Below are 20,479 nucleotides of genomic sequence, written 5' to 3' on the forward strand. Positions count from 1 at the left end.
GTTGCCTGCAGAATCTCCGTTCAGAAGCAGGGCATTCGCAGCGGCGAAAACCTAAAGTGCCGTCCCGATCATGTGCCTCTGGATTTCGGAGACCGGCGCTTTATTGGTGATCTGGCCTGACATGTTGAGGAAAAGAAAACCGATACGCTGTGAAAGCAGACGCTGGCGTCCGAAAATTTTGATCAACTTGCCGCAGGCGTTTTCGCTCGTGAGTCTCACGCATGCCGCGCATGTTTCGAGAATTATATTTTTTCGAAACAGTATCCTGAAACGAAATCTTCGAAGGCAGAAATAGGACGCAATATTGCCGAAAGTTTAGCGTGGCCCAGTGGGCTGCGGCTCCGAATACATTTCTGATGTCGAAGGCCACAGCCTGTGATCAATTCATCAAGAGGAATTGTTGGTGCTTTCCCTGGCTGTCCCCTAAAACCAGTTCTGGTCAGTCTGGTGCATTTGCCTATCGGACCGAGCCACGCGGACCTGTGTCTTACCGCACTGCCAGACCCTCGAAGGAGGCCCAAATGAGCGACCAGCTTTCCTTGCTGCCCGCAGCGATCAAGGTGACCCCGAAATTCAAGCTTGCCGGTACGGTGACCGGTGTCTATCGCACAGCGCGGCCGGAGGATTTCCAGACCGAAGCTGTCGAGGATCTGGAGCTGACATTTGAAGGTATTCCGGGGGACCGCCATGCCGGGTTCACCCGCAAGTCCGGCGGACGGGAGCCCTGGTATCCAAGGGGCACCGAGATGTGCAATGAGCGGCAGATCTCGCTCCTGTCCAATGAGGAACTGGCGCAGATTGCCGAAAAGATGATGCTTCCCGAGGTGAGGCCCGAGTGGATCGGCGCCAACGTCACCCTGTCCGGGCTGGCCAGCCTGACAAGGATACCGCCGCGCACCCGGCTGGTGTTTGAGGGCGGAACCGTGATCCGGGTGGACGGGGACAATGCCCCGTGCCGGTTTGCCGGTGAGTCCATTGCCGCAAACTATCCGGACCGGGAAGGGCTGGACCTGATGTTTCCCCGGGAAGCCAGGGGCCTGCGCGGTCTTGTGGGCTATGTTGAAAAGCCAGGGGTGATCCAGGCCGGAGAGGCTGTGACCGCCCATGTGCCGGAGCAGTGGATCTACCCGAAAGAAACCTGAGGAGGCCCGAAGCCCCGGAGGCGGACGGTCTTCCGTTAGCGCAGGGGGCAGGACCCATTTGGCAGAGACTGCCCTCCCCAGAAACCAGAAGAAGGACAGGAGATACATGCTTCCACTTCATCATATGGTTGGCGGCGCGCCGCAGCCGGTTGCTCCGTTTTCCCACGCTGTGGAGGCGGATGGCTGGGTGTTTGTAACCGGCCAGATGCCAACGGACCCGGACGCGCCGGAGGTTCCCTTGCCGGGCGGGATCGAGGCGCAGACAAAACGGGTGATGGAAAACCTGAAACTGGTGCTCAAGGGCGTCGGGCTCGGACTTGAGAATGTTGTCTTCGCAAGGGTTTATCTGACAGAATTCAAGCGCGACTATGAGGCGATAAACCGGACCTACAGCGCGTTTTTTGCCGAAGGCAAGCTGCCGGCAAGAACCTGCGTCGGGGTCTCCGGGCTGGCGGTTGATGCCCTGGTGGAGATTGATCTGGTAGCGCGCCGTCCCTAACACATGCCGTGTTCATATGGATGCAAACCTGTTTGTCTTTTCCGTTGAAATCACTGGTCCTGGTTGCCGGATTGTTGAGCGCCATGACAAGCGCTTCACCGGTTTGCCGCACGTGGGCGGGACCGTCACAGGATCTCTTCGTCTTCAGCGCCGGACACAGTCCGGTTGCAACCCCAGTCCCGCAGCAGCTTTCCATGGCGTCCAGCACAAAGTGGCGGGCAGAGTCCCGGTCATAGCCCTCCGCCAGCAGCGCATCATACTCCGTGTGCACATGGCGGACATGACTTGTTGTGGCCTGCCAGAGCGAAATGGAGGGTGGCAAATGCCTCAGATGACCTGCAAGGGCTCCGGCAAGGATTGCTTCCGCATCGCCAAGGGGAACCCGTGGCAAGAGGGCTCTGAGGGCCTTGCGCATCTCTTTCTGCCGCTTGGTGCCGCCGGTCATGCCGATTGATCCTGCCGGTTGGTCGTTCTGAGGGGCGGGGCTGCGCATCGTCCCTGAACGGCCGTTTCTGGAGTTTCCGGTCTTATACATAGCGTCATTCCGGCGGTCACTCTCCTTCCATGCGTCTTGGGGCGCTTCATATCGACCCGCATCCTAGACTCAGGCGAAAGGCTGACGGATTGACGCGGGGTGGTTTCCCCGGTGTGTCAGGCGCTGTTCAGCCTCAATGCGTCCTGACCGGTTGCGGCAGGAAGGGCCAGTCCGGCAATGGTCCCGGTCTCCTGCGCACTCCTCAAGATGTCTTCGAAGGGCAGGGGGGGCGAAAACAGATAGCCCTGGACAAGATGGCAGCGCAACGCCTTCAGGAGGGCCAGCTGGTTAGGGTCTTCAACCCCTTCCACGATGCAGAGCATTTTCATGGAACGGCACAGATTGATGATGGAGGTGACAACTCCTCCGGCCACCGGTTCGTGAATGCCGGTCACAAAGCTGCGGTCTACCTTGACGCAATCGATCGGCAGCCGGTGCAGATACCCAAGGCTGGAATAGCCCGTTCCGAAATCGTCCAGGGCGAACTTCACTCCCGCCTCGCGCAGGGTTTTCATGCAGGTCTCTGCCGCCTCGTAGCTTCCGATGACCGAGGTTTCAGTGATCTCGAAAGTGATCCGTTGCGCCTTGAGACCATGGCGTTTGATGGTTTCTAGAAGCGCGTTTGCCGTCTCTGTAGACGTGATGTCCTGGGCCGACAGGTTAAAGGAGAGATGCAGCTCTCCGGGAAGCTGCTTCAGTTGTCTCAAAGCCTTGTCGAACAGCGCCAGGGTGAGCCTGTTGATCTGCGCGGTCCGCTCTGCGACGGCAATGAAATGTTCCGGTTTGACCGGCCCCAGAACCGGGTTCGTCCAGCGCGCGAGCGCCTCAAAGCCCACAATCGTGCGGTCAGACAAGGAGACCACGGGCTGGAAATAGACTTTGAATACAGCGTCGAAATCCGCGGATTGCAGTGCGCTTTCAATAGCATTTTCAGACCGTATGCGGGCCTCGTGCTCTTCGGAGAAAACTGTCGTGCCGCCCCGGGACACCTGCTTGGAATTGTAAAGCGCGTAGTCGGCGCGGTCGAACAGTTCATGGGCGGACCGTCCGGCTTCCGGGAACAGGGCAATGCCGCAGGACGCGCCGACCGAAACATTCATGTCGCCAATTTTGAAGGGGGCGCTGATCCGGTCAATGATGGCCTGCCCGGTCTCTTCCGCCTTGTCCGGGGGGCCGGCAAACAGGAAGCCGAATTCATCGCCACCCAGGCGGCAGATCTGGGCCCCCTTCGACTCAAGGGATTTCAGCCGGGTTCCCACCTCTGCCAGCAGCACATCGCCTGCCTTATGGCCATAGGTGTCGTTGACCGGCTTGAAACGGTCCAGATCAATCAGGCCGACTGCGAAGGTCTCGCCGCTGCTGTCCGCGTCCTTGATCATCTGCTCAACGCGCTGAAAGAAGAAGCGCCGGTTGGGCAGGTCGGTCAGGGCATCTGTCTGGGCAAGGCGCTCGTTCTCCGCGTTGAGGCGTTCGGTTTCCTTATGCTTGGCAGCGAGCACAACCTGAGAGCGGACCAGTTTGCAAAAGCCGGAATACGCGCTGATCAGGACCTGAAGGGCAACCAGGCAGACAAGAAAAATGTTCATCCCGATGGCGAAATAAACATCCTTGTCCTGTTGCATGTAGTAGATGAGATAAGGAATCGTCACGATGGACATGACCATGAAGGCGGCCTGAGGCAAGTTCATCAGGCAATAGATGCAGCCCATCACGGTGATGGCGATGAACAGGGCCACATGACCGCGCTCTTCCGGTCCGCCATAGCCATCCAGCGTCAGGGACCAGGAAATATAGCTCACGGCGACAAGGCTGCCGATGACAACGGTTTGCCGCAGCCTGCGGATCGCTTCTTCCGGGGTGGGCGAGATCCGTTTGGCGCGGAGCCAGCTGACCAACCGGGCAAAGGATACAAGCAGGATCGGTATCAAAACGCCGACAGTCAGATAGGTCGGAGCAACGTCCAGATGCGTGTAGGACACGGCGATGGCATTGACCATCAGCAGCGCATAGAGCGAGGGGATCTGGTTCGACAGTTCATTATATTGTGCTTGAGCGATCTCCGGATGACGGGGGTCGATCATCATCCATCTCAAGAAAGCCCGGACTTTGTCCATCAGTCCCTCCAAATTAGGCATTTTCAAAAGGGATCAATTTATATGAAACGCTAGAATGCCACCTATGGTTCTGAAAAGGCATTAATTTGTCCAGTTTGATTTAGTCTTCAAGTTGTAACATCGCAGGAAAAATCCTGAAAAAGTGTGCAAGCCCTTTGAAAATAAGTCCGTTTCCGGGCTTGGAAATAAGAGCGCCGCCCTGGAAACTTCAGGAAAAATAAGACGCGCCAGTAAAGCCTGCGAAATATTATATATTCCTCTGCGTATTTTTCGAATCGGTATTGAGTTTTGAAGTCGCTTCCTCTGTATTTCTGGTGGAAACCAAGAAGCTGTCAAAGGGGGGAGTATTTGGCAAGAGAAGTGTTTTTTTATGCGCAAAAGACCCTATATTGGCCAGCATGGCAGATCGCACCCGTACACGGCTCCTGAATGCTCTGAAATCCGCCGGACCGCAAACCGCAGCGGCTCTGGCCAAGGATCTGAACGTGACCTCGGTTGCTGTCCGTCAGCATCTGGACGGCTTGCAGAGCGACGGGCTTGTGGAGTTTGAAGATCTGAAAGGCTCAGTCGGGCGGCCCAAACGGGTTTGGGATCTGACCGGTGAGGGCCACGGGCAATTTCCCGACAGCCATGCCCCGCTGATCGTCGGGCTGCTGGATGGGGTGGAAACCTTATTCGGCGAGGACGGCCTTGAAAAACTGGTAGCCCACCGGGAGACAAAGTCCCGGCAGGTCTATGGCGAGGCCATGAAAGACGCGTCCGGGCTCGCCTCGAAGGTTGACCTCCTGGCCGGTCTGCGCAGCCGGGAGGGCTATATGGCCGAGGTCGTGGAGGACGAGGACGGGTTTCTTCTGGTCGAGAACCACTGTTCCATCTGTGCCGCAGCGACCGCCTGCCAGACGTTCTGCCGGTCAGAGCTTGCCCTGTTCAAGGACGTGCTGGGACCTGGCGTGAGGGTCGAGCGTGTGGAACATCTGCTCGCCGGGGACCGGCGCTGCATGTATAGAATAAAACCTGAGACCTGACAGCGCGCGTTCGGTCTGAAAGAGCGCAGCGTCCCACGTTGAGCCGTTCTGGCAAAAACCTGTTTTGCAGAAGGGGCAGCCTTCATGAATTTCAGACTGCGTCTGGCAGCGCTGATAGACTGGTATTTTCAGCCCTTCGAACAGCACCTGAAACCATTGGATCTGCCGGTGACGCCCCTGCCGGATGACGGCCCGGTCCGCTTGATCTGGCATTTCGCCAAGATGTTCCGGCGCCAGCTTGTGCTCGTTTCTGCCCTTGCCATGCTGGCTTCGGCGCTCGGCATTGCCGGCATCTGGGCGATTGCCTATGTGGTGGACGGGGTCACCGAGGCGGGGCCTGCAGCCTTTCTGAACGCAAATGTCTGGGTGCTGTGCGGTTTTTTCTTCCTGTTTGTGATCCTGTCGCCGCTGGTCTTCCTGCTGCGCCAGACCTTTTCCTTCCAGACCGTGCGCATCCTGCTGCCCGCTGCCATGCGCTGGCAGGCCCACAAGGCGGTGGAAGGGCAGGATCTGGCGTTTTTCGAGGACACATTTGCGGGTCAGGTCGCCTCCCGCATTGCCCAGGTCACCAATTCGGTGCACCGGCAGATGATGCTGGCCATTGAGACGGTCCCGTTTCTGCTGATCCAGTTTGGTGGTTCCTTTTTGCTGCTGCTGGCTCTGGCCTGGCCGCTGGCACTGCCGGTTCTGGTCTGGATCGTGGCCAATTGCGTTGTGGCCTGGCTGGCGGTGCCCACCTATTTGCAGCGGGCGGCCCGGGTGGCTTCGGCCAATTCGCGTGCGACCGGGGCGATGACGGATGTCTATTCCAACATTGCCATGGTGAAGCTCTTTTCTGCTGAGGATTCAGAGGCCGGGGCGATCCGCAAGGTGATTGGCGAGACCATCGAGACCCGGCACAGTGAGAACCGGTCCTATATCCTGACCGACAGCAGTGTATATTGCCTGAATGTGCTTCTGGTTCTGGCCATCGTCGTGGTCGGTTTCAAGGGCATGATCTCCGGCTGGGTGTCCATCGGGGATTTCGTGGCGGCCCTCACCGTAACCCGGTCTCTGTCGGCTGCCTCCTCCAGTTTCATCGGCGTTGGCCAGTCGATCACCAGCGCCCTGGGCACGATCAAGGATGCCATGCCGATGATGACCAGCCGCCCGCTGATCACCGACCGTGCCGATGCCTCCCAGCTCCGCGTCTCGGAGGGCAGGATCGTCTTTCAGAATGTGTCCTTTGCCTATCAGAAAGACCGGGCGCACGTGCTTGAGGCCTTCAACCTGACGGTCGAGCCGGGAGAACGTGTCGGTCTTGTGGGTCTGTCGGGGGCGGGAAAGTCCACCGTGATTTCGCTCCTCATGCGCCTGCGCGACGTCACAGACGGCAGCATCACCCTTGACGGGCAGGAGATCCGCGAGGTGAGCCAGGCCTCCCTGCGCAGCCAGATCGGTGTCGTGACACAGGACATTTCGCTGCTGAACCGTTCCATCCGCGACAATATCCGCTATGGCAAACCGGAGGCGACCGATGAGCAAATCCTGCATGCGGCCCGCGCCGCGCAAGCGCTTGATTTCATTCTTGAGCAAAAGGATAGCAAGGACCGGGAAGGCCTGGACGCCCATGTGGGTGACCGGGGCGTGAAACTGTCCGGCGGCCAGCGCCAGCGGATCACCATTGCCCGGGTCTTGCTGAAAAACGCGCCGGTGCTGGTTCTGGACGAGGCGACATCTGCGCTCGACAGTGAAGCGGAAAGCGCCATTCAGGACAGCCTTGCCCGGATGATGGAGGGGCGCACAACCTTGGCCGTGGCGCACCGTTTGTCGACCATCGCGGCGATGGACCGGCTGGTGGTGATGGACAAGGGCAGGATCGTGGAAGAAGGCAGCCACCGGGCGCTGCTGGCCCGCGACGGCCTATATGCCCGGCTGTGGCAGCGCCAGTCCGGCGGTTTTCTGGCGCTGAGCGCTGTGGAATGAGGCGGAACAGGAGGCGGCCCGGTTAACGCTAAGGATGGTTTGTTGCTGAAAGACCACCGGCCTTTGCGTATATCTGACAATCAGATGCGGTTGCAGGTGATGTCATGATTTCTCGCGTAAGTTATTTTTGCGGTCTGATCGCGCTTGGCGTTCTGGGCCTTGCAATGCTTTTTGTTGTTCCGTCTTCGAGTTTGTTTTCTGCCTTCTACGATGATGCGGTCTTCCACGAGCATTTCGACGGCAAAGATCCCAGTCTTATGCTGGGAGGACAGATCGAGTTCAATCCCAATTCCACCGACTGGAAGGTCTGGGTTGCCGGAGAGCAACTGACGTTCAGCAACAAGGGGGACCGGAGCGCCTCCTATTATGACAAGATCAAGTGGGTCCGGTTCGATGGTATGGGCCCCGTGTCCCGGGCGGCCGGCATGAGGCTGGCCTTGACGGTGACCTCCCGAAACACGGGCACCGGGGGCGGCGGGATGATGATCGGCTCTGGCCGGCCCGATTTCTATTGGTATTTTTTGGTGGGGCGCAACGGCACGTATCATCTGCTCAGGCGCAAGAGGCGGGGTCTCGAAGTTGCCTTTAGCGGGGAACATCCCGCCATCCGCAAAGAGGCTGCAAACCGGATCAGCTATAAGCTGCAGGGCGATGAGATCCTGTTCTTTGCAAATGGCCGGGAGGTGACACGGGTCCAGGTTGACCCCGTTGCCGGCGGGCAGCACACGCTGGCGCTGGCAGCCTTTGGCAAGGGCCGGTTCCTGTTTGACGATGTCGAGATCACGGGCAAGAAGATCCCGGACTTCCTGTCCCGGCCCCAGATCACGCAAACCAGCACAGCTCGCATGCGGGCTGACCGCTTGTAAGACCAACTTCGCTTGAGATCGGTATCAGCCGGGAGTGTCTTTCCCTTGTTGATGCCGGTCCTGTCAACGCATAGGGCAAAATCGCATGGCCCGGATTGGGTGTGAAGCGCGGAACGAAGATCAGCATCTGGACGGTGGCGCCCTAAAAGAAAACAACTTTGCCAAGCAGGTTGTTGATTTAATGAAACATCCGGGACCATAGTCATCCATGGATAAGCGAGCGCGTGCAGAACTCTTCCGGGAACGCCTGTCCGATGCGATCCGCAGCCGGGACATGACCCGCAGCGATCTGGCCCGCACCGCCGGGCTAGACCGTTCCACCGTGTCACAACTTCTGTCGGACGATGCGCCGCGTCTTCCCAATGGCCAGGCCTTGGCTGCCATGGCGGCGGCCCTTGGGGTCTCCGCCGACTGGCTGCTTGGCCTTTCCACCCATCGCGGTGCGGCCGCCGAAGTTCTCGATCAGGCGGTTCAGTTCGCCGAGACGGACAGGCACCCGGTCGATGCGCATTTGCTGGCCTGGTACCGGGATGCGGTGGGGGCCAAAATCCGTCATGTACCGGCCAATCTGCCTGATGTCCTGAAAACGGAAGCAGTCCTTGCCTATGAATATGCGGGCGAGACGTTGCGAACGGCCGGGCAGGCCATCACCGGAACCCGGGATCAGCGGGCGCTGTTGCACCGGGCCGAAACGGATATGGAAATTGCTCTCTCCCGGGAGGTGCTGGAGGGCTTTGCCCGGGGGGAGGGGCTCTGGTCGGGCCTGCCGCCGGACACACGGCGCACGCAGCTGGCGGCCATGGGACAAAACCTGTCGGATCTCTATCCCTCCCTCCGTCTGCATCTTTATGGCGCTAATGACCGGTATTCAGCGCCTTTCACCGTGTTCGGCCAGAAATGGGCCGCGCTCTATCTCGGTCAGCGCTATCTGGCCTTTTCCAACACCCGCCATGTACAACTGTTCGCAGGTCATTTCGACGACCTCGTCCGCCACGCGGTCATTCGCTCCCATGAAGCCGGCGCGTTTGCCGCCGGTCTGGCGCAAAGTGTTTGAGGCCGTATTTGACGGCTGTTGAGCAGGGCCGGCCCAAGGGCCGCCCGGCTCCCGGTGACTTTTGCTGAAGGCGCTTTCCAGCTACGCGAAAAAAACATTTTCCGCAATTTTGTCTCTGCGGACCGCCTGTTTGTGGTTGAGGCCGTGAGGCGTTTAGGTGGCGAGGACTACAATTTCAACTTGTTTTTCTTGACAAATGAAAACTTTTGTATACATATGTTTACATTATGATGAATTTGAAAACGGTTGGTGAGGTTCATGCCGAAGAGCATTCCAATCAGTGTCAGGCTCAGCGACGATGACGTCGCGTTTCTGGCAGGTTACGAGGTGCAAGGCGCCCGGACGCCAAGTGACAAGATGCGGGAGATCTTGAAGGCAGCCCGGGAGCGGGCAGAAGGTGTGCGGGATGTTGCTGCCTGCGAGGATCTTTTGCGGACAATGGCCCGCCCTGCTGAAAAAGCTTTGCGGCAATTGCAGCGGGAAAGCGGGATCAGATCTGATCTTGTCATGAAACTGTATGAACGGCTGCCTGAAATGATGGCAGAGCTGATTGCCTCTGCGCCGGGGCCGGAACAGGACCAGGAGAGCCTTGTGCGGTTTGAAGCGGCGCTTTCGGCTGAGCTGTTTTCGCTGATTGAGGAAATTTTCGATCTCGGTCTCACAACGCCCAGCCGGACCTACGACCCTGGATTGATGAGACAGCGTCTGGAGCCGGTTCTGGAAGTGGCGCGGCTGCTGGACAAAAGGAGAGAAACAAAGGGGTAGGGGCCTGGGACCAAAAGCCTGGCCCTGATGCGTTTAAAGGATGGAATGGAAAGGAAGAATGATGGCAGAAGGTCTCGTTTCACGCGTCAAGCGTCTTGTCTCCGGAGGTGTGAACCAATTGGTGGACACCATCGAAAACACATCCCCTGAAACGGTGATGGCGGAAGCCGTCCGGGAAGTGGACCGGGCCATCGACCAGGTCCGTGACGAACTGGCCGCAGTTCTTGCCAACAAGCATCTGGCCAACACGCGCCTGGCTGAGACGACAACGCGCCATGAGGACCTTCAGGGCCAGATTGCCCTGTCGGTCAAGAAAGGCCGCGACGATCTTGCCGAGGCCGCCATCGCCCGCCAGCTCGATCTTGAGGTTCAGATCCCGGTTCTGGAAGCCGCGGTTGCTGATGCGAGCCGCGAGGAAAAGGAACTGGAAGGCTATATTGGCGCCCTTCAGGCGCGCAAACGCGAAATGGAAGCCGAGCTTGCCACATTTCGCCTGACGCAGCAGCAAACCGCGGCAGACAGCGCGGCCGCCGGGAGTGCGGCCCAAAAAGACAGCGTTGAAGGCAAGACCCGCAAAGCGGAAGAAGCTTTTGACAGGGTGCTGAAGACCGTCACTGGCCTTCCCGGAACGGGCATGGCCAACAAGGGCGATGCGGTCAAGCTTGCAGAACTGGAAGAGCTGGCGCGCAAGAACCGGGTCTCTGAACGGCTTGCGGCGATGAAGGCGGCGGCGAAAGACAGTTGAGCATGATCGACTTTCTTCTCGCTGGCCAGAACACGCCGTTTGCGGTCGCCATTGGCTTGATGATCGCGATTGCGCTTGCTGAAGGTGTCGGCACTTTGCTCGGGCTCGGACTCTCCAGCATGGTCGACAGCCTGCTGCCGGACGTCGATCTTCCCGAGATTGATGTGGACGTGCCCGACTTCGATACGAATGTGACGGGTGGGGCGCTTCCGGGAGATCTTGAAACGGTGGCTGCCGGAACGGAGGTCACCGGTCCTGGACAGGGCGTTTTGAGCCGGGTTCTCGGCTGGTTTTGCTTTGGCCGCGTGCCCGCTCTGATAATCCTGGTGATTTTCCTGACCGGGTTCGGACTTGCGGGCTTTGTCCTGCAAGGGCTTGTGCAATCTGTCTCCGGTCTCCTACTGCCGGGCGTTCTGGCTTCTGCCGGTGCCTTTGCCGGGGCGTTGCCTTTCACAAGGGCCGCTGCGCTGGGTTTGTCGAAGGTCATGCCCAGGGATGAAAGTGATGCAGTGTCCAGGCAGAGCTTTGTGGGCAAACCTGCGGTGGTTGTTCAGGGGCATGCCAAAGGCGGGCTGCCGGCTCAGGCCCGCCTGAAGGATGGCACCGGCCAGTCCCACTATCTGCTCGTCGAGCCGGATGTTGAGAACGAGGTGCTTGAGCAGGGCACAAACATCATCATTGTGCGCCAGAAAGGGGCGCATTTCACCGCGATCCGCAATACCAACACCTCATTGACCGGCGCCAGAAGCTGATTCCGGTGCCGGGAAAACACTTTTTCATTCTCTGGATAGGAGTTGAGGAACATGAACCAACTCATGACAATTCTCATTCTTGTTGGCGTGGCTTTTGTCGCGCTGCTTGCCGTCGGCATGATTATTTCGCGGCTGTACCGCCGGTCTTCAAAAGAAGTGTCCTTCGTGCGCACCGGATTTGGCGGGCAGCGTGTTGTCATGAATGGCGGGACGCTGGTGCTGCCTGTGTTGCATGACGTCATCCCGGTCAACATGAATACACTGCGCCTGGAAGTGCGCCGGTCGAATGATCAGGCGTTGATCACGAAAGACCGGATGCGCGTTGATGTTCTGGCCGAGTTTTATGTGCGCGTTCAGCCGACGGTCGAATCCATTGCGAACGCCGCCCAGACCCTTGGACAGCGCACGATGAAACCGGAAGCGCTCAGAGAGCTTGTGGAGGGCAAATTCGTTGACGCCTTGCGGGCGGTTGCAGCTGAAATGGCGATGGAGGAGCTGCATGAGCAACGGGTCAGCTTCGTCCAGAAAGTGCAGGCAGCTGTGTCCGAAGACATCTTGAAGAACGGCCTTGAGCTGGAATCCGTCTCGTTGACCGGCCTGGATCAGACCAACCGGGAGTATTTTAACCCGGAGAACGCCTTCGATGCCGAGGGGCTGACCAAGCTGACACAGGAAATCGAGGAGCGCCGGAAGAAGCGCAACGATATCGAGCAGGAAACGGAGGTTCACATTCAGCGCAAGAACCTGGAGGCGGAGCAGGAGCGTTTGCAGATCGACCGGGACAAACAATTCGCGCAGCTGCAGCAGCAGCGTGAAGTTGAAATCCGCCGGGCGGAGCAGGTGGCCCAGATCGCACAGCAGCAGGCCGAGCGGGAGCGCGAAGCCGAAGAAGCGAAGATCATGGCCCACCAGAAGGTCCGATATGCGGGGATCGAATCCGATCAGGCCGTGACAGAACGTCAGATCGACATGGACCGGCAGGTGCGTGAGCGGGAAATCACCAAGGAGCGTACCGTTGAGGCAGCCAATGTGGAGAAAAGGAAACTGATCGAGCTTGCCGAACAGGACCGCGACATTGCAGTTGCTGCCAAGTCCCGGGAAAAGTCGGAAGCGGAAGCTGAGGCGGATGAAGCGCGTGCCATTGCGGCCCGTGCGGCCGAACAGGTGACCACCGCGCGGGACACCGAGGTTGCGGAACGCGAGAAGCAGATCGAACTGATCGAGGCCCGAAAGGCTGCTGAGATGGACGCCGTTGCCATTACGGTCGGCGCAGAAGCGCAGAAACAGGCAGCTGCCGACCAGGCCGAAGCGGTCCGGATTGCTGCAGAAGCGGAAGCTGCGAAACTCCGCATCGAGGCCCAGGGCTCGGCAGAGGCTGAGAAGCTGCGCGCGGAAGCCGAAAAAGCGCTCTATGAAGTGGAAGCAGCCGGACAGAAGGCCATCAATGAGGCGGCCAACTTGCTGTCACCCGAGCAGATTGCGATGCAAATTCGCATCAAACTTCTGGAGCAATTACCTGAAATCATTTCTGAAAGCGTCAAACCCATGGAGCAGATCGACGGTATCAAGATCATCCAGGTGGATGGTATGACCGGCGGCGGCGCGGGTGCAGCAAATGGGTCTTCCACAAACGGCTCCGGCGGAAATCTGGCCGACCAGATGGTCTCATCAGCCCTGAAATACCGCTCACAGGCTCCGCTTCTGGATGCCATGATGAAAGAGGTTGGTTTGGACGGTTCTGGTCTCTCCGGTCTGACAGCCAGCCTGGGGACGGTGCCTGCTGGGATCTCCGGGGCGGTGGAACCTCCCCATGAGGCGGTGCCGGGAACAGGAGGCAAGGCCGATCTGACGGCGGCCACAAACAAGGCGCCGGGCGCGCCTGCGCCGGAAGTGGCGAAACCCGCCTAAGCCTCTACCGCGATTGGCCCCGCAAGAGCGGAAAAGCCCGGCTGCGTGCCGGGCTTTTTGTCAGGGCTGAGCCGTTCTACCAAGCCCGTTCCAAGAGCTTATGATCAATTGCGCTTGGTCTTGTGCGGCGTCTGGAGTGTGCTGCATGCGGACGGCTTCAAACCGGGCTGTCTTTTTGCGCTGACATCTTTGATGTCAGGCCGCGACAGGCAAATCCGCAGAGACGGGATCTGTTCAGAACAGAAACGTGTCCGGGGTCGGGTCGATCTGGTTCCAGCCGGCGGCGGCGTCCACCAGACCGGCATCGGCCCTGACATAGTCTAGAGCATCGGCATATGCCTGCGCGAATTGATCCGCGTCCGCCGCGTTGCCGATGAAGACCTTTTCGATGTTTCTCAAGGTCCAAGTCGTGTCCCCAAAGGTGAAGGTGCCAGTGCAGCTGTCAATCGCCGCTGCCAGATCCGACTGGATGGCGGCAAGCTCCAGATCCGTCAGGGCATCGCCGTCAACCTCGACAAAAAGGGCATCAAAGTTGAACTGGCCATCGATCAGGTCGGTGTCCTGCCCACCATCCAGTGTCTGCAGGAAGAGATCGCGGCCCGATCCGCCGAGCAGTTTGTCGTTGCCAGTGCCTCCGGCCAGAATGTCGTTGCCGCGGCCGCCGCTGAGCACGTCATTGCCGTCTCCGCCGGTCAGCACATCTGATCCGGACCCGCCGCGCACCGTGTCGGCACCGCCACCGCCAGACAGAATGTCATTGCCCCGGCCGCCCTGGATCCGGTCGTCTCCAAGGCCGCCAAAGGCCACATCGTTCCCGCTGCGCAGAAAAAGCCTGTCATCACCGGCTGCAGCAAACACGGTTTCGTCCGCACAGGTTCCCCGGAAGCTGTTGCTGTCCGCATCGAGCAAAGACACTTTCCCTGCCAGGGTGTCGGCGGCGAAACGGGCGAAAATGTCATGAGCGGCCGCCGTCGGGTGGTAGGGGTCGAAAAAGAGAACGTCGTCCAGATCAAGACCGAGTGTATCGGGATTGAGAGCGGCCACAACATCCGGCGTGCCGTCGCCGTCCTCGTCGCTGGCAATGAACTCGCCGGGTTTGAGTTCTTCCAATTGCCCGAAATCGTTGATGATCTCCGGATTGCCATCTCCGTCCGCATCCTGAAACGCATGGGGGAAGGAGCCCGTATCCAAAAGGTGGGGTTCTGCTGACAGAAATCCAAACCCGGACAGGTCATCTTGAAGCAGCGCCGAAATCAGGGCGAAATCGACAATTTCGACCTTGGCCCCGGTCGCGGCCGCGATTTGCTCCAAACCCTGTTGCACAAGAGCATTCTGCTGGTCCGACAGGGAGGCAAGATCGGCCACAAACTGCTGTTTTGCCGCTTCCGCCTGTTCCTCGGAAAGGCCTGCGGCCAGCAGGGCCAGTTTGTAGCGTTCCACGGCAAGCTGGCCAACGGGGGCAAAGGTCAGGGGCGCCTGGGTGAAATAGACCAGCGTATCTATGCCTTGGGCGACCAGAGACTGGGCATTGCTGAGAATGGAGCCCACCAGCTCCGTCAGAAAGGCTTCTGCGTCAAAGCCCACAGGAGAGATGGCGGCATAGTCGTTGCCGCCAATCAGGAGAAAGGCGGCCGAGCCTTCCTGAAACACTTCACCAGTCTCCGAAACACCGTTTTGAGCGGCGGCATAGGCCGCTGCATTCTGCACCTGGCCTGTCAGGTTGACATTGTCGGCAACCCGCATCTTGTCCAGCTGGTCCTGGCCAAAGGCCGTTTCGGCAAAAAAATCTGTGACGGTGGCATTCACGCTGCCGTCGTCATTGGGGGCAAGCTGGTCGGCGGTCAGCCCGTCTTTCAAAAATTCAGTGTCCAGGTTCCGGGAAACGATGGCTTCCTGAATGGTCTGGGTACCGATCGCTTCCGCGCCGCCAAAGGCAAAATTATTTACCTGCTCGGGCGCCACGCCGAGAAGATCCCCGATGCTCTGGCTCCAGACCTGGCCATCGCCGGTGGCTTCCGCGTTGGTGAAGGTGTGATTGTAGCCAAAGGAATCGAGCGGAAAGCCGACCGTCAGCAAACTGGAGAAAACACCATAGAAATTGCCGCCATCGGACAGGGAATCGCCAAAAATGTAGATTTCCGAATATTGGGGATACGGGGATGTCATATTCAACCTCCAATACAATTTTAAATTGCTAAATGCGGAGATTGCACTTTAGATGGGCTGCATGTCCGAATGATGAAATATATTGATAATTTTACGTATCATTGCAAAGGCAGGCCCCCGGCGGGGATCCTGTGCTTCCATCCCAGGCCCTTTTTTAAAGCTTCTGTCCTTTGGCCCCAGCACAAAACACGGAAAGTGCCGGCTCGGCTGCCGGTCGCAGCTCAGTCTGCCGGTGCGTGTGCGGTGTGCCGGGGTACGCCGTGCTGAACAGGATTCGCCATTTGGGGTCGGATTAACGCCTGAAGGCATGCTTTTGGGAGGCCATGACCTAGTTGTGGCTGCCTTGATGACGCAGGGCCTTGGCCGTGGCAACGCTGCGGACCGGCAGGAAACTGGTCTCGTCCGCCATGGCCCAGTAGGTCGAATAGCCTGGAATATCGTGGCCGTCTTCCAGGAGCGCGTCCTTTTCCAGCCAGGTAAGCGCAGCGCTGGCGGGCAAAATCCCACCGGCGCCTTCCTGCAGGAAAAAATGTTCGGGCCGGAATTCGCTGGGATGGTTTAAACCGGCCGCAGCGGTGAACGCCATCAGGGATTTCAGGGTGTTGCGGTGAAAATTGGCTACCCGTTCCGCCTTGTCGGGAACGACCAGGGCCTGCTGGCGTTTGGAGTCCTGGGTGGCCACACCGGTGGGGCAGCGGTTGGTATGGCAGCTCTGCGACTGGATGCAGCCGACCGCGAACATGAAGCCGCGGGCCGAATTTACCCAGTCCGCGCCCAGGCACATGGTTCCGGCAATGTCGAAGGCGCTGATCAGTTTGCCCCCGGCACCCAGTTTGATGTCATCGCGCAGGCCCGTGGCCACAAGGCTGTTATGCACGAAGAGCAATCCCTGGCGCAGCGGCGTGCCAAGCCGGTTGGCAAATTCGATGGGGGCAGCGCCGGTGCCGCCTTCAGACCCGTCAATGACGATAAAATCCGGCTTGATGCCGGTTGTCAGCATGGCCTTCACAATGGCCATGAATTCCCAGCGGTGGCCGATGCACAGTTTGAAGCCGACCGGCTTGCCGCCCGATAGGTCCCGCAGCTGCTGAATGAAGCCGAGCAGCTCCAGCGGTGTTGAAAAGGCGGAATGGGAGGCGGGGGAAATACAGTCCTGACCGACCGGGATGCCTCGCGCTTCAGCGATTTCCTCGGACACCTTGCTGCCGGGCAGAACCCCGCCATGGCCTGGTTTCGCCCCCTGGCTCATCTTGATTTCGATCATCTTGATCTGAGTATTTGCGGCCTGGGTCTTGAATTTTTCCGGCGAGAACGTGCCGTCGTCGTTGCGGCAGCCGAAATAGCCGCTACCCAGTTCCCAGACCAGATCGCCGCCGCCTTCCCGGTGATAACGGGAAACGCTGCCTTCGCCGGTGTCATGATAAAAATGCCCGGCCTTGGCGCCCTTGTTCAGGGCCAGAATGGCATTGGCCGACAGGGAGCCGAAACTCATGGCGGAAATGTTGTAGAGCGAGGCGGAATAGGGCTGCTTGCAGTCCGGCCCGCCAATCGTGACCCGAAGTTCGTCATGGTTCTCCGGCATCGGTGTCATGGAATGATTCACCCAGGCATAGTCGCTGGTATAGACATCCAGCTCAGTGCCGAAGGGCAGCACATCCTCAATATTTTTCGCCCGGTCATAGACCATAGAGCGGCGTTCCCTGGAAAAGGGCCGCCCGTCCTGATTGCTTTCAAAGAAATACTGTCTCAGTTCCGGCCGGATCGCCTCGAACAGGAAGCGGAAATGACCGGCGACCGGATAATTGCGCAAGACAGCATGCCTTGTCTGGTGAAGATCATGCCAGCCGACAAGGGAGAGCGCAAAGAAGACCAGCAACGGCCACAGGAAGTGAATGTTGAAGGCGAACATGAGGACGAATGTCAGGAACGTCGCGACAAGGCAAAGTACAAAAACGATATAGCGGGCAGGAAACACGGCAGGTGACCCCTTTGAAAGCTGGCTATGGACGGGCCGGTGACGGACACCGTTTGGGAGAATCGTTCAATAAGGCCTATTTGTGTCAGGCTGCACGGGAAAAGAAAAGCGCCAAGAGACGCTTGACAGAAAAGGACAAAGTTAGGGCGGTCTTCCGTAACGATAGAGTTTGAGGCCAGCCGCTTTGGCATCTGTCATCGTCTTGCCGCCTCCAACAGCCGGGCCGCTGTGCCGGAGGCACCCGGCTCCTGGGCCATAATGTCCCGGGCGGCTTCGGCCCCCTTGGTGAAGCCTGGCGTTTCCAGATCCTTGAGGGCCTGGGACAGAGCATCCGGGGTCAGGTTCTTTTGCCGGATCGGGGCTGGGCCAGCCCCAATTTTGTGCACCTGGCGTCCCCAGAAGGGCTGATCGGCAAAAACAGGGCAGACGAGGGAGGGCTTGCCCCAGCGCAGGGCCTCATGGGTGGTTCCAGCCCCGCCATGGTGGACAACTCCGGCGCAGCGGGGAAACAGCCAGCTATGGGGAGCTTTACCGATCAGATGGATCTTGTCTGACAGCCCCTCCGGCAGTCTCTCCGCGAAAGCCACAGTGCTCAGGCCGCCCCAGCCGCTGGCCAGAATGGCCCGCTGTCCGGTCTTTTCAAGAGCTCTTAAGACTATCTGAGTCAGCCGCTCGGGGTCCCGGCTCGGCATGGAGCCGAACCCAAGATAAAGGGGCGGGGCGCCCTCGCCCAGAAACCGGGCCAGATCCTCCGGCGGGGTATAGTCCGGATCTGGCTCAGTGAACCAGTAGCCGCACTGCCAGTATTCGGCGCTCCAGTCTGGCGGTGTTGGTACCAAGGCCCGGGAATAGGTCTGCAGAGACAAGGCCTTGCCGCCATTCCAGGGGGCCGCGTCCGGAACAAACCCGTCAAGGCTGGAGCCGGGCATGGCGATTTCCCGGGCGGCTTCGGCGCGGATCGGTGGCAGCAGGCTGCGCAGCCCGGCTGCCATTACCGAACGGGCGAGGGCGTAGCTCGTGCGGTTGAGAAAGGAACCCATGCCAGGCCAGCCAAACAAGGCCACGGGAAAGGCGCCGGTGGGGGCGGTGACGGGCTGCAAGACGGTGGGCAGGGCGGGAACGCCCAGACGGCGGCCCAAAAAGGTCATGATGGCAGCTTTGGGATGAAACAGGATCAGGTCCGGCTTTTCAGACAGGCCCGTCGTCCACAGGGACCGTGTCACGTCTCTTTGCACAGAGATATTCTGCCGGGCGGCCTTGATCATGCCGGTGACGGATCGGAGCGCCGCCTTGATGTCTGGCTGCTGCAAAAGCTGTTCGAAATTGACCGGAAGCGGGCGGTAGCGGGCCCCGGCCGCCGAGGCCATCTCCTCAAAGCCTTCGCCGGTGCACAGAACCACCTCCGCCCCGTGCTGAGCAAGCGCCCGGGCAAGGGCCGCATAGGGCTGCACGTCCCCGCGCGTGCCAAGGGTTGCGATCAGGATTCTGGGGCTGGTATCTGGCATTCTGTGTCCTGGGACGGAGGGCGGGAAAAGGGTCCTGGAACTTGGGACCTGGGAGACCAGCAGGGCCGGCCGACTGTGTCTGGCAAGTGGCGTTTGCGGCTGGAAATTGCAAGCGCGGCCCGGAACAGCCTAAAGCATCGTGCGATCAGTCTGCACGATTTGACCGGATCTGCTTTCCAGCATCAAATGGTGCAAACTTAGCGCACGAGGCTCTAGTTTGACGGGCGGCCATTGAACAATCCGGAGTGGTATCGGCACATGCAGACTGTTTTTTCCCTGCGCACTCAAGGGCAGGGCCTCTACGAATTCACCGCCTCCGTCCGCTCGTGGCTGGGGGAGGCGGGCCGGATGAGCGGGCTGTTGACCCTGTTCGTCCGCCATACCTCCTGTTCTCTGCTTATTCAGGAAAATGCCGATCCGGATGTTCAGGTGGATCTGAAAGCCTTTTTTGAGCGGCTTGTGCCTTCCTCCGATCATCCGGCCATGGGCTATCTTACCCACACCTATGAGGGGCCGGACGACATGCCGGCCCATATCAAGGCGGCGCTGCTGCCTGTCTCCCTGTCGGTCCCGGTGGACAGCGGGGAGATGATGCTGGGCACCTGGCAGGGCCTCTATCTGTTTGAGCACCGCAGCCAGCCGCACCAGCGTCAGGTGGCCGCGCATTTTCTGGCAACATCCTGACCCTGGAAGCGCCCTGGCGGATTATTTCCGCAGTGCGGGCAGGCCGACGCCAGTGCTTTCAAAGCCGCCATCGGACGCAATTATCTGACCGGTTACGTAGCTGGCCTGACCAGAGCACAGGAATACGATGACATCTGCAATTTCCCGCTCGCTGCCATAGCGGTTGAGGGGGATTGCATCGTGATAGGCGTCGATGATCTCCTGGCTGTGCACCGCCATGGCAAGTTTGGTGCGCACAGGTCCCGGGCAGACACAATTGGCCCTGACACCAAATTCGCCGAGTTCCGCCGCCTGCTGTTTGGTCAGCTGGATGACGGCGGCTTTGGAGGTTCCATAGGCCACCCGCAGGGTCGAGGCGCGCAGGCCCGAGATGGAGGCGATATTGACCAATGCGCCTTTCGTTTCCTTCAAGGCTGGCAGGACCGCCTGGGACAGCAGGAAGACCCCGTCCAAATTGGTGGCCATCACCGTCCGCCAGGTCTCGAAACTGGTGTCTTCCATCGGGCCGAACCGGGCAACACCCGCATTGTTGACCAGCGCGTCCAGCCGGCCGAATCGTTTCAGGATCGCTGGAACGGTTCCGGCAATCTCTGTCTCGATGGAGACATCGCACACAAAGGGGGCTGCGTTCTGAAGCCCTTCTGCGGCACGGGTCAATTCTTCGCCGTCCCGGTCAAGCATGGCAACCTGCCAGCCCCGGTCCAGAAACAGGTGTGTTGTGGCCAGCCCGATACCGCGTGCTGCGCCCGTGACCAAAGCAACCTTCGCTGCCATGTTTC

The 20,479-nt window shown here is 59.4% G+C and carries 16 protein-coding genes and 1 pseudogene; 11 read left to right on the forward strand and 6 right to left on the reverse strand.

Going from position 1 to position 20,479, the window contains the following annotated elements; translation table 11 throughout:
- Positions 1–521 precede the first annotated feature (521 nt).
- Together ACXAH0_RS07550 and ACXAH0_RS07555 are read left to right on the forward strand one after the other, a co-directional pair.
- The gene (locus ACXAH0_RS07550) at positions 522–1,142 is read left to right on the forward strand and encodes an MOSC domain-containing protein (RefSeq protein WP_475190068.1); all 621 of its coding nucleotides are present in this window, start codon (positions 522–524) and stop codon (positions 1,140–1,142) included.
- 106 nt (positions 1,143–1,248) lie between these two features.
- Complete coding sequence (locus ACXAH0_RS07555) at positions 1,249–1,641, forward strand: RidA family protein (protein WP_475190069.1); 393 nt, start codon at positions 1,249–1,251, stop codon at positions 1,639–1,641.
- Between the two features lie 125 nt (positions 1,642–1,766).
- On the opposite strand, the pseudogene ACXAH0_RS07560 reads toward ACXAH0_RS07555, so the two are convergent.
- Positions 1,767–2,086: pseudogene (locus ACXAH0_RS07560) on the reverse strand (DUF2293 domain-containing protein).
- Between the two features lie 206 nt (positions 2,087–2,292).
- Positions 2,293–4,290, reverse strand: coding sequence for a putative bifunctional diguanylate cyclase/phosphodiesterase (locus tag ACXAH0_RS07565; protein ID WP_475190071.1), 1,998 nt, complete (start codon positions 4,288–4,290; stop codon positions 2,293–2,295).
- Positions 4,291–4,688: 398 nt separating this feature from the next.
- On the opposite strand from ACXAH0_RS07565, the gene ACXAH0_RS07570 reads away from it, so the two are divergent.
- The 8 genes from ACXAH0_RS07570 to ACXAH0_RS07605 all read left to right on the forward strand — a co-directional run bounded on the left by ACXAH0_RS07570 (position 4,689) and on the right by ACXAH0_RS07605 (position 13,370).
- Positions 4,689–5,315 carry a helix-turn-helix transcriptional regulator gene (locus ACXAH0_RS07570; protein WP_475183421.1) on the forward strand — a complete coding sequence of 209 codons (627 nt, stop codon included), beginning with the start codon at positions 4,689–4,691 and terminating at the stop codon, positions 5,313–5,315.
- Between the two features lie 84 nt (positions 5,316–5,399).
- Complete coding sequence (locus ACXAH0_RS07575) at positions 5,400–7,280, forward strand: ABC transporter ATP-binding protein (protein WP_475190075.1); 1,881 nt, start codon at positions 5,400–5,402, stop codon at positions 7,278–7,280.
- A 104-nt stretch (positions 7,281–7,384) separates the two neighbouring features.
- Positions 7,385–8,146 carry a hypothetical protein gene (locus tag ACXAH0_RS07580; RefSeq protein ID WP_475183415.1) on the forward strand — a complete coding sequence of 254 codons (762 nt, stop codon included), beginning with the start codon at positions 7,385–7,387 and terminating at the stop codon, positions 8,144–8,146.
- Between the two features lie 208 nt (positions 8,147–8,354).
- Positions 8,355–9,200: a helix-turn-helix domain-containing protein gene (locus tag ACXAH0_RS07585; protein WP_475190077.1), complete on the forward strand. Its 846-nt coding sequence runs from the start codon at positions 8,355–8,357 to the stop codon at positions 9,198–9,200.
- 258 nt (positions 9,201–9,458) lie between these two features.
- Positions 9,459–9,965: a hypothetical protein gene (locus ACXAH0_RS07590; RefSeq protein WP_475190079.1), complete on the forward strand. Its 507-nt coding sequence runs from the start codon at positions 9,459–9,461 to the stop codon at positions 9,963–9,965.
- A 58-nt stretch (positions 9,966–10,023) separates the two neighbouring features.
- The gene (locus ACXAH0_RS07595; protein WP_475190082.1) at positions 10,024–10,710 is read left to right on the forward strand and encodes a PspA/IM30 family protein; all 687 of its coding nucleotides are present in this window, start codon (positions 10,024–10,026) and stop codon (positions 10,708–10,710) included.
- Positions 10,711–10,712: 2 nt separating this feature from the next.
- Positions 10,713–11,462 (forward strand): YqiJ family protein, encoded by a 750-nt coding sequence (locus ACXAH0_RS07600; RefSeq protein ID WP_475183400.1) that lies wholly within the window; start codon positions 10,713–10,715, stop codon positions 11,460–11,462.
- 51 nt (positions 11,463–11,513) lie between these two features.
- Entirely contained in the window at positions 11,514–13,370 is a 1,857-nt protein-coding gene (locus ACXAH0_RS07605; protein ID WP_475190083.1) for a flotillin family protein, read from the forward strand.
- Between the two features lie 234 nt (positions 13,371–13,604).
- On the opposite strand, the gene ACXAH0_RS07610 is transcribed toward ACXAH0_RS07605, so the two are convergent.
- The 3 genes from ACXAH0_RS07610 to ACXAH0_RS07620 all read right to left on the reverse strand — a co-directional run bounded on the left by ACXAH0_RS07610 (position 13,605) and on the right by ACXAH0_RS07620 (position 19,016).
- Positions 13,605–15,536, reverse strand: coding sequence for an SGNH/GDSL hydrolase family protein (locus tag ACXAH0_RS07610; protein ID WP_475190084.1), 1,932 nt, complete (start codon positions 15,534–15,536; stop codon positions 13,605–13,607).
- A 328-nt stretch (positions 15,537–15,864) separates the two neighbouring features.
- Positions 15,865–17,445, reverse strand: a complete 1,581-nt coding sequence (locus ACXAH0_RS07615; protein WP_475190278.1) for an FMN-binding glutamate synthase family protein — start codon at positions 17,443–17,445, stop codon at positions 15,865–15,867.
- A 260-nt stretch (positions 17,446–17,705) separates the two neighbouring features.
- Positions 17,706–19,016, reverse strand: a complete 1,311-nt coding sequence (locus tag ACXAH0_RS07620) for a glycosyltransferase (protein ID WP_475190088.1) — start codon at positions 19,014–19,016, stop codon at positions 17,706–17,708.
- 258 nt (positions 19,017–19,274) lie between these two features.
- On the opposite strand from ACXAH0_RS07620, the gene ACXAH0_RS07625 reads away from it, so the two are divergent.
- A complete protein-coding gene (locus ACXAH0_RS07625) occupies positions 19,275–19,700 on the forward strand; it encodes a secondary thiamine-phosphate synthase enzyme YjbQ (RefSeq protein WP_475190091.1) in 426 nt (141 codons plus the stop codon).
- Between the two features lie 21 nt (positions 19,701–19,721).
- On the opposite strand, the gene ACXAH0_RS07630 is transcribed toward ACXAH0_RS07625, so the two are convergent.
- Positions 19,722–20,474, reverse strand: coding sequence for an SDR family NAD(P)-dependent oxidoreductase (locus tag ACXAH0_RS07630; protein WP_475190093.1), 753 nt, complete (start codon positions 20,472–20,474; stop codon positions 19,722–19,724).
- Positions 20,475–20,479: the final 5 nt, after the last annotated feature.

The organism is Roseibium sp. AWQ4_290, assembly GCF_056160985.1.

Coding starts and splice junctions, on each gene's coding strand:
- ACXAH0_RS07580 (WP_475183415.1), top strand. CDS start 7,385: ATGATTTCTCGCGTAAGTTATTTTTGCGGTCTGATCGCGCTTGGCGTT.
- ACXAH0_RS07615 (WP_475190278.1), bottom strand. CDS start 17,445: ATGTTCGCCTTCAACATTCACTTCCTGTGGCCGTTGCTGGTCTTCTTT.
- ACXAH0_RS07555 (WP_475190069.1), top strand. CDS start 1,249: ATGCTTCCACTTCATCATATGGTTGGCGGCGCGCCGCAGCCGGTTGCT.
- ACXAH0_RS07595 (WP_475190082.1), top strand. CDS start 10,024: ATGATGGCAGAAGGTCTCGTTTCACGCGTCAAGCGTCTTGTCTCCGGA.
- ACXAH0_RS07550 (WP_475190068.1), top strand. CDS start 522: ATGAGCGACCAGCTTTCCTTGCTGCCCGCAGCGATCAAGGTGACCCCG.
- ACXAH0_RS07565 (WP_475190071.1), bottom strand. CDS start 4,290: ATGGACAAAGTCCGGGCTTTCTTGAGATGGATGATGATCGACCCCCGT.
- ACXAH0_RS07610 (WP_475190084.1), bottom strand. CDS start 15,536: ATGACATCCCCGTATCCCCAATATTCGGAAATCTACATTTTTGGCGAT.
- ACXAH0_RS07605 (WP_475190083.1), top strand. CDS start 11,514: ATGAACCAACTCATGACAATTCTCATTCTTGTTGGCGTGGCTTTTGTC.
- ACXAH0_RS07600 (WP_475183400.1), top strand. CDS start 10,713: ATGATCGACTTTCTTCTCGCTGGCCAGAACACGCCGTTTGCGGTCGCC.
- ACXAH0_RS07575 (WP_475190075.1), top strand. CDS start 5,400: ATGAATTTCAGACTGCGTCTGGCAGCGCTGATAGACTGGTATTTTCAG.
- ACXAH0_RS07585 (WP_475190077.1), top strand. CDS start 8,355: ATGGATAAGCGAGCGCGTGCAGAACTCTTCCGGGAACGCCTGTCCGAT.
- ACXAH0_RS07625 (WP_475190091.1), top strand. CDS start 19,275: ATGCAGACTGTTTTTTCCCTGCGCACTCAAGGGCAGGGCCTCTACGAA.
- ACXAH0_RS07620 (WP_475190088.1), bottom strand. CDS start 19,016: ATGCCAGATACCAGCCCCAGAATCCTGATCGCAACCCTTGGCACGCGC.
- ACXAH0_RS07630 (WP_475190093.1), bottom strand. CDS start 20,474: ATGGCAGCGAAGGTTGCTTTGGTCACGGGCGCAGCACGCGGTATCGGG.
- ACXAH0_RS07590 (WP_475190079.1), top strand. CDS start 9,459: ATGCCGAAGAGCATTCCAATCAGTGTCAGGCTCAGCGACGATGACGTC.
- ACXAH0_RS07570 (WP_475183421.1), top strand. CDS start 4,689: ATGGCAGATCGCACCCGTACACGGCTCCTGAATGCTCTGAAATCCGCC.